General features: G+C 62.4%; 6 protein-coding genes. 4 read left to right on the top strand and 2 right to left on the bottom strand.

Annotated features, from left to right (window positions below):
- Positions 1 to 555 (bottom strand): hypothetical protein (locus tag BUA54_RS18715; RefSeq protein ID WP_143155519.1); only part of this gene is annotated, 555 nt, incomplete at its 3' end.
- 120 nt (positions 556 to 675) lie between these two features.
- Here BUA54_RS18715 and BUA54_RS18710 point away from each other — a divergent pair.
- Positions 676 to 1,563, top strand: a complete 888-nt coding sequence (locus BUA54_RS18710; RefSeq protein WP_084114613.1) for a LysR family transcriptional regulator — start codon at positions 676 to 678, stop codon at positions 1,561 to 1,563.
- A gap of 196 nt (positions 1,564 to 1,759) precedes the next feature.
- Positions 1,760 to 2,263 carry a hypothetical protein gene (locus BUA54_RS18705; RefSeq protein ID WP_072858785.1) on the top strand — a complete coding sequence of 168 codons (504 nt, stop codon included), beginning with the start codon at positions 1,760 to 1,762 and terminating at the stop codon, positions 2,261 to 2,263.
- A 609-nt stretch (positions 2,264 to 2,872) separates the two neighbouring features.
- On the opposite strand, the gene mobQ is transcribed toward BUA54_RS18705, so the two are convergent.
- Entirely contained in the window at positions 2,873 to 4,084 is a 1,212-nt protein-coding gene (gene mobQ / locus BUA54_RS18700; protein WP_072858784.1) for a MobQ family relaxase, read from the bottom strand.
- A gap of 739 nt (positions 4,085 to 4,823) precedes the next feature.
- Here mobQ and BUA54_RS21625 point away from each other — a divergent pair.
- Both BUA54_RS21625 and BUA54_RS21310 read left to right on the top strand, forming a co-directional pair.
- Positions 4,824 to 5,228: a mobilization protein gene (locus tag BUA54_RS21625; RefSeq protein ID WP_245810797.1), complete on the top strand. Its 405-nt coding sequence runs from the start codon at positions 4,824 to 4,826 to the stop codon at positions 5,226 to 5,228.
- The gene (locus tag BUA54_RS21310; protein WP_245810796.1) at positions 5,225 to 7,069 is read left to right on the top strand and encodes a type IV secretory system conjugative DNA transfer family protein; all 1,845 of its coding nucleotides are present in this window, start codon (positions 5,225 to 5,227) and stop codon (positions 7,067 to 7,069) included. The genes BUA54_RS21625 and BUA54_RS21310 overlap by 4 nt, the downstream gene beginning before the upstream one ends.
- Positions 7,070 to 7,081: the final 12 nt, after the last annotated feature.

The following is a 7,081-nucleotide window of genomic DNA, read 5'->3' as shown; positions in this document are numbered from 1 at the left end:
CGTGACGATGCCGGGGACGTCAGACTCGGTGGCCAGTCGGACTGTTTGGGGGCGTCCGGCGTCGCCGAGATCTGTTCGGGAGAGGTAGAGCGTTAGCGGATCGTAACCGCGATCCTGAAAGACGTCTCGCCAAGGCTCGCCAGTCACATAGCTGGACAAGAGTATCTTTGCCCCGGTCTCCGTAAGGGCACGTTCCGCTGCTGACACAAGGGCATCGACCGTGCCCTCCGGTGCGTCGGGCGAGACCGCGCTGTCGGGCAGGATCAATCCCGGATCGCCTTGTCCGCCCGCATAGATCGGTGGCACCGGAAGGCGCATCGAGTGGATCACGCCTGTGATCGCTCCATTGCGCTCGGAAACCTGCCATATCTGGCGGAACGGCTGCTGCTCGGATGTCAGCGCGAAGGTCAGCGCCTTTTCAATCTGTGCCGGTGCATCCGCGGCTATCTTCCACAGGATTGGGTCGATGACATGTCGTTCCTTGGCGTCCAGCAGAAGAAGATCAACAAGGCGTGGTATATCGCCGGTGCTGGCGATGCGAACGGCGTGTGACATCTGATTGCTCCTCAATGGCATCGCGTGGGCTTCTGACCCTTTATCGACGCGGTCCGTCCGTTTGACAAAACAGGATATGTGAGAGAGCCTTTAGAAAACTTAACGCCTTAGGCCCCGTCGATGAAGCAAATGAACCTCAACTCCCTTCGGGTGTTCGCTTGCGTGGCGCGACACTGCAACCTTCAGCGCGCGGCGGACGAGTTGAACCTGACGCGCGGCGCTATTTCCCAAAGGATCAAACAGCTCGAAATCGACCTCGGAAAAATCCTTCTGGAACGCCAGGCGCGGGGCGTCACGCTGACCCCCGAAGGTGTGCGCTGCCGGGAGGCCGTCGACAAGGCCCTCGCCACGCTCGAAACGATGGCCACCGACCTTGGGCGAGATGGAGAGCAGATCACGCTTCACCTTGGGTCGTCCACAGCGGCGAAATGGCTGATGCCGCGTATGGAGGTCTTCTCCGCCCGATTTCCTCGTATCTCGCTCAGGACCGAGGTTCACACTCAGCAATTGACACGCAACCTGGCCCGCAACGAGATTGCCATCTGGCCAGGCAAAGCATCCGATCCAAGGCCGTTTCACAATGCGCGGCGATTGACCGATATCCGCCTTGTCGCTGTATGCAGCCCAGACTTCCCGAGACCCAATTGGCCGATGGAATTGGAGACAGTGCTGACCTTACCGCTACTTCAGGACGCGCATCGCACATGGGAAGGTTTGATCGAGGGGGCCGGGCACCGCGTCCGACACAAGCTGCTGAATTTCGACCGATCTGCGCTGGCTCTGGACGCAGCAATAGAGGGGCACGGCGTCGCCATCGCTCCGACCTACATTATTGAAAACGATGTATTGCGGAAACGTCTTGTAGAGGTGTGGGTCAGCCCAGGACCGCCTACCGAACAGCTCTTCGTTTCTTGGTCGCAAGAGCATGTAAGACAACCGGACGTGCTTGGAGTTGTGGAGTGGATCGCCACGGAGTTTAAACAAGACCGGACGCTGCAAAATTGGTAAGGAATGGCCGGAAGGTCCGCTCACCGGACCTTACCACTGGCCGCAGCGGAGGTCCGGTTAGGGGTGGTTGGCGGCCAAAACTCATATGTTTCTGACACCGGCGGAATCCACCATTTTTGGCGAATAGGTTCTGGCAAGGTGTTTTTGTCAAACAGGAAAGACTAGCCGCGCGGCCACGTTCGGTTATGCTAACGCCATGGAACTTGCGAAGCTGATCAATGAGATATTCAAGACGTTGGTAACCGCAGGCTTAGCGATTGCCGTCTTCTTTCTCGTGCAACACCCAGGAAGCATTCTGAATCGTGAGGCAACCGAAGAAGAAATTCGCCGAGAGCAAGCGAAACTTCTGATTGATAGCTTTTCCATCGAAGATGCAGAACGAAGGAACGCCGCACTATCTATTCTTCAACGGGTGTACGGCGACGGCGATAGTGTAATCTCAATCGTTCAAAACCTATCTACAATCCAGGCTGAGACGGAGATAATTGCAAGCGAGTCTCTGCCAGAGAATAAGCAGTCCCCACAGTGCGGAGTACTTCAAGGCAGGCTGCAGCAGCTTCAAGCCAGCCTTCAGGAAGAATCCGAGCGGGTGGCCGCTGCAATTGAAACAGATGTTCGCTCCAACATAGAAACGGCAATCAGGCAACTTGAGACGCAGCTTATAATTGTGCAAGATGCGATTTCTCAAGTCTGTTCTTGAGGGGGATTTTGATGCGCACTTTAGTTTTCGCGGCGGCACTGGTCTTGTCGCCTACAGTTGGGTCTTCAGAAACGGTCACCTTGCGAGCGGAATGCCGAAAGGGCTCCGACCGAGGCTGCACAGCGAGTTACCTAGTTTGCCATACTGCTCCGGACGGTAGGTTCATCCGCGCGAGCAGCCTAAGCCCTGGTTCAGTGCTTGGATACTGGAGCAACAATCCGAGGTGCGGAGCACCAGAGGTTGGAAGCCTTTTGCCGTACACGATCCCAGGAACCGATCTGGAAACCCAGTTACCACTCTCATTCTGCGCCCATCTGCATGTTGAGAGCGGCTCGGGGTTTAGTGGAATTGGCAAGGTTGCTTACGTCGATTGTGAGTACAGTTTCTCGTTATCAGATTTGCCTTGATGTCGATCAAGGCCAAAACTCATACGTTTATGTCACAGGCGAAAACGACGACCGTTTGCGCCGTGCGCCCTTACATGGGCATGCAGCTAGCGATACCCATTCAGCCATCCATAGCCCCGCCGATGCCGGTACCTCAACCATTCCTCAATGAATAGTCCCATCAATAAACTTGGCGTTCGAGTTCGATATCTAACTTGCCCCCTTAAATGCTCCATCCGGTATCGTCTCCCAGACTGCGTCCTTCACGCTGCCTGACCTTTTCCTTGCCGTCGCGCTCGTCTCCGTCCTCCAGCTCGATTTCCGTCCCCTTCACCGGCACGGCCCGTCCCAGCGCTGACACCAGCCTCTGACGCGTATCCTCCACATCCGCCTTGAGCTCTGTCGCACCCACGTCCCGGGCCACGATCCCCGCCAGCCGCTCCCGGATCGACCCCCGCGCCAACGGCTCCGCCGTCTTCTCAGCCCCCTCGACTAAGCTATGCCCATCACCCAGCCCCTGCCGCCCGGCTGCAGCCCTGAGCGCTGCCAAACCCGAACTGACCCGGTCCCGCCCGGCATCACGCTCCAGCGCGTAGGTCTCGCGGGCCGCCAGCACTCGGGCCCGCATGTCGTTGTACACAGTCCGCGCCTGCCGGGCTGCGTACACCACGGCCCCGCGCTCTGTGACCGGCTCATACGTGCGCCCCTCGCGCTCCGCCGCCCGCATCTCCCGCCGCTCGATCGCGTTCGCCGCCGGCCCCAGCTTCAGCTCCGGATCCCGGTCAAGCGCCTCGGCCTCCAGCGCATCGCCGCGCTCAAGTGCCGCTTCACGTTGAGTCTCCAAAGAGCGGTGATCCACGCGTTCCAGTACCGCCGCCCGCTCCAGGGCCGCGTTCTGCAAGCCGGCCCAGACACCGCGCATCTCCTCGATCTCGACGCCCCCAGTTTTGGCTGCATCAAGCACGCGGGTCTTGTCAGTGAACCCCTCCGGTTCCAGCCGCCGGGTACTAGTCAGGATGTGGGCGTGATGATTGCGCTGATCCCCCTCGCGGTGCGGCGCGTGGATCGCGACATCGACGGCAATGCCGTAGCGGTCGACGAGCGCCTGCGCGAAGTCGCGGGTGATCTCGACGCGGTCGGCGTCGCTGATCTCAGAGGGCAACGACACCTCCCACTCGCGGGCGGTGACCGAGTTCTTCCGGGTCTCCCGGGCCTCGGCCGCGTTCCACAGCGCGGCCCGGTCCTGGGCCCAGTTCGGGGCGCCTTCAGGGGCAAGGATGAAGGTCTCCAATACGCCGCTCTTTGCGGTGTAGTCGTGCACGCGGCCCTCCCGTTCGCAGGCGATGCTTTCACCGGCACGGTAGGCCGCAGCCGCGGTCGCGGAGCGCCCGGCGCTGCGCTTCACCGTCTTCACGGAAAGGTGGTAGCTCGCCATGCGCCCTACCCCGCCGCGGCCGGATGATGGACATGCCGCAGCGCGATCGGCGCCCCGGAATCCGTGCTGTGCCGGATCCCGGGGTGCCGCGTCGTCTGTCCGCCGGACCGCGCCCCACATCGCTGGGGCCGGCGGACAGACGGTAAGGTGTCCGAAGCGGCCCGGAGGGTCGCTGAGAGACGCGCTTGTCCCTGCGGGGTATCAGGAACCTGCACCGCACAAGGCGGGGGTTTCCGGACCACCGCACGGGCGGTCTGCCACCGGCAGACCTGCGGCATGGCACCGGCACCGTGAGGTCCGGCGCCGGGCCGTTTTCGCAGGGGCGCCGCCTGCAGCAGACCGGCCCGCACCGCGGGACCACGGTCGGGCTGCGGGCAAGACCCGGCGGGACGCGATCCAACCGCTGAGGTTGGCACTGGAGAGTTTGAGAGGCCGGGCAGGCCTTTCATTCCACCGCGCCCTGCGGTGGACAGCAATCCAACTGCTGAAGTTGGTCTGGGATGGTCTGGAAGGGGCTGTGCGCCCTTCCATATTGCAGCGGTACGCTGCGAAGGGGTTGGCCGTCGGCCGGGGTGGAACCCCGGGGAGATCGCACGCAAATCTCGCAGCACGACCGCAGGGAGGCGGAGAGTTTGCATAAGTGCGCCCTTGTCCTTTACAGGCCCACGGGTAAACGCTAGCGGTTGATCTGGCAATCCTACATTCAATTCAGCGCATTCGGAAAAGCGGAGACATGACAATGGCAGAGACAGAACTTCAGCGGGCAGAACAGCGCTACGCCCAGGCCAAAGCCAGACTGCAGGCCCTGAAGAACCGCGAAGCCACCCAGGAACGCAAGATGGATACGCGGCGCAAGGTCATCCTCGGCGGGGCCCTCCTCGATCTCGCCGGACGTGACAGCAACGCCGCCGCCATGATCGACCGCCTGATCCGCAACCTGCCACGTCCAAACGATCGCAAAGCATTCGATGACTGGGCAAACCCGGCCACTGCGCAGATCCCGTCCACCGATACGGACGCACAGAGCGGCGCAGGAACAGCTGCTGAAGATGATGGCGGTCGTGCGGCCGTTGACACCTCTGCCCCGTCCGGGACCTCCGCCATATCGTCCTCTGACGCAGGCACCGATCGGAACGGGCAATGAGGGGTCTGCTCGGTGCGGTCCAGTCTGTGGCGCGTGTGGTCATGCTGATTGTGATGGCACCCGTCATGCTGGTCTACCTTGTCGTCGGCCTGCTGCTGGCGACACTGGCGGGTCTGTTTGCGCTCGGGATATTTCGGGGCGCTGTGCTGGGACTGGACGCCTTCGATGATCCGGCAACAGTTCTGGGCTGGGCCGGTGCTCTCGTTGTTTACGTCGCATGCTGGTCTGTCGCGATCTGGCTCTGGACAGAATATACCGGCATTGCCGCCCGCCTCCGGCGCGGCCGGGGCGATAGTCACGGCTCGGCACGGTTTGCCGACAAAAAAGATCTTGCGCGAATGGAGGGCAGCACCGGCCTGATTGTCGGGCGCAATCCGAATACCGGCCGGCTGCTGCGCTACGACGGGCCGGCCCACCTGCTGACCTTCGCGCCGACACGCTCTGGCAAGGGTGTGAGCAGCGTCCTGCCGAACCTGCTGCTGGTGGAGCGCTCCGTGCTGGTGATCGACCCCAAGGGCGAGAACGCACGGATCGCGGGGGCGGCGCGCGGGACCTTTGGCGATGTGTTCATCCTCGATCCCTTCGGGGCGACGGGCATGGCGTCGGCATCCTATAACCCGCTCGACCGGTTGTCGGCTGACAGCCTCGATCTCGGCGATGACGCGAGCTCTCTGGCGGATGCACTGGTGATGGATGCGGCGGGTCAGGGCGGGGACTCGCACTGGAACGAAGAGGCCAAAGCCCTGATCGGCGGGCTGATCATGTTCTGCGTCGCCCATGAGGATGCGGAGCGCCGGTGTCTCGCCACGGTCCGGGAGTACCTGACCCTGTCGGCAGAAAACTTCACGAAGCTGATGGAGCTGATGCAGGAGAGCACGGCAGCCGGCGGTCTGATCGCACGGGCGGCCAACCGGCACCTCGGCAAGGCGGACCGCGAAGCAGCTTCGGTGCTTTCGACGGCGCAGCGCCACACGCACTTTCTCGACAGCCCACGGATTATCAGCGTGACCTCCCGGTCCGACTTCCATTTTGCGGAACTGCGCCAGCGGATCGCTTCAGTCTTCCTCGTGCTGCCGCCGAACCGCCTCGATGCCTATGCGCGCTGGCTGCGCCTGCTGGTGACACAGGCCCTGCAGGAGATTGCACGGGACGCTGAGGCTGCCGCAGGACCGCAAAGCACCACCGCGGCTTCCACAACCCCCGCAAGGGGCCGCACGGACTTCAGGACAGCCCCTGCCCTCTTACAGGCGCGTACAGAGCCCTCAGCGGCCTTGACAGCCTCTGAGGGCGTCGCTGACGCGCAGAACATCCCCTACGGTGCCGCCATGGCGTCACAGCCGCGACAAGGCCCCACAGGCGACCGGAGAGCCCCTACGGCCCCGACCCTGTTCCTGTTGGACGAGTTTGCGGCGCTGGGGCGTCTGGAGGCGGTCGAGCGCGCGATGGGGCTGATGGCGGGGTACGGGCTGCAGCTCTGGCCCATCCTGCAGGATATGAGCCAGCTGAAGGATCTTTACGGGGCCCGGGCCAATACCTTCATCGCCAACGCCGGGGTGCAGCAGGTCTTCGGTGTCAACGATTTTGAGACCGCGAAGTGGCTGAGCCAGACCATGGGTCAGGCAACCACCGGGTATCAGACGCAGAGCATGAAGCTCGGCGAGGACCCGTCCACGTCGCACAATCTCACCGGCCGTGATCTGCTGACGCCAGACGAGATCATGCAGATGCCGTCCACCGTGCAGCTTCTCCGCATCCAGGGCCAGCCGCCGGCGGTGGTGCAGAAACTGCGGTACTACGCTGATCCTGAGTTTGCGGGGCTCTTTGTGGCGCAAGCCGCTTGACCGCACTCACCC

This window comes from Loktanella atrilutea, from assembly GCF_900128995.1.
GTDB classification, from domain to species: Bacteria; Pseudomonadota; Alphaproteobacteria; order Rhodobacterales; family Rhodobacteraceae; genus Loktanella; species Loktanella atrilutea.
This window is presented reverse-complemented; position numbering and strand designations above follow the sequence as displayed.

Bases quoted from the DNA above. Each gene is read 5' to 3' on its own strand.
- BUA54_RS18710 (WP_084114613.1), top strand. From the start codon at position 676: ATGAAGCAAATGAACCTCAACTCCCTTCGGGTGTTCGCTTGCGTGGCG.
- BUA54_RS18705 (WP_072858785.1), top strand. From the start codon at position 1,760: ATGGAACTTGCGAAGCTGATCAATGAGATATTCAAGACGTTGGTAACC.
- mobQ (WP_072858784.1), bottom strand. From the start codon at position 4,084: ATGGCGAGCTACCACCTTTCCGTGAAGACGGTGAAGCGCAGCGCCGGG.
- BUA54_RS21625 (WP_245810797.1), top strand. From the start codon at position 4,824: ATGGCAGAGACAGAACTTCAGCGGGCAGAACAGCGCTACGCCCAGGCC.
- BUA54_RS21310 (WP_245810796.1), top strand. From the start codon at position 5,225: ATGAGGGGTCTGCTCGGTGCGGTCCAGTCTGTGGCGCGTGTGGTCATG.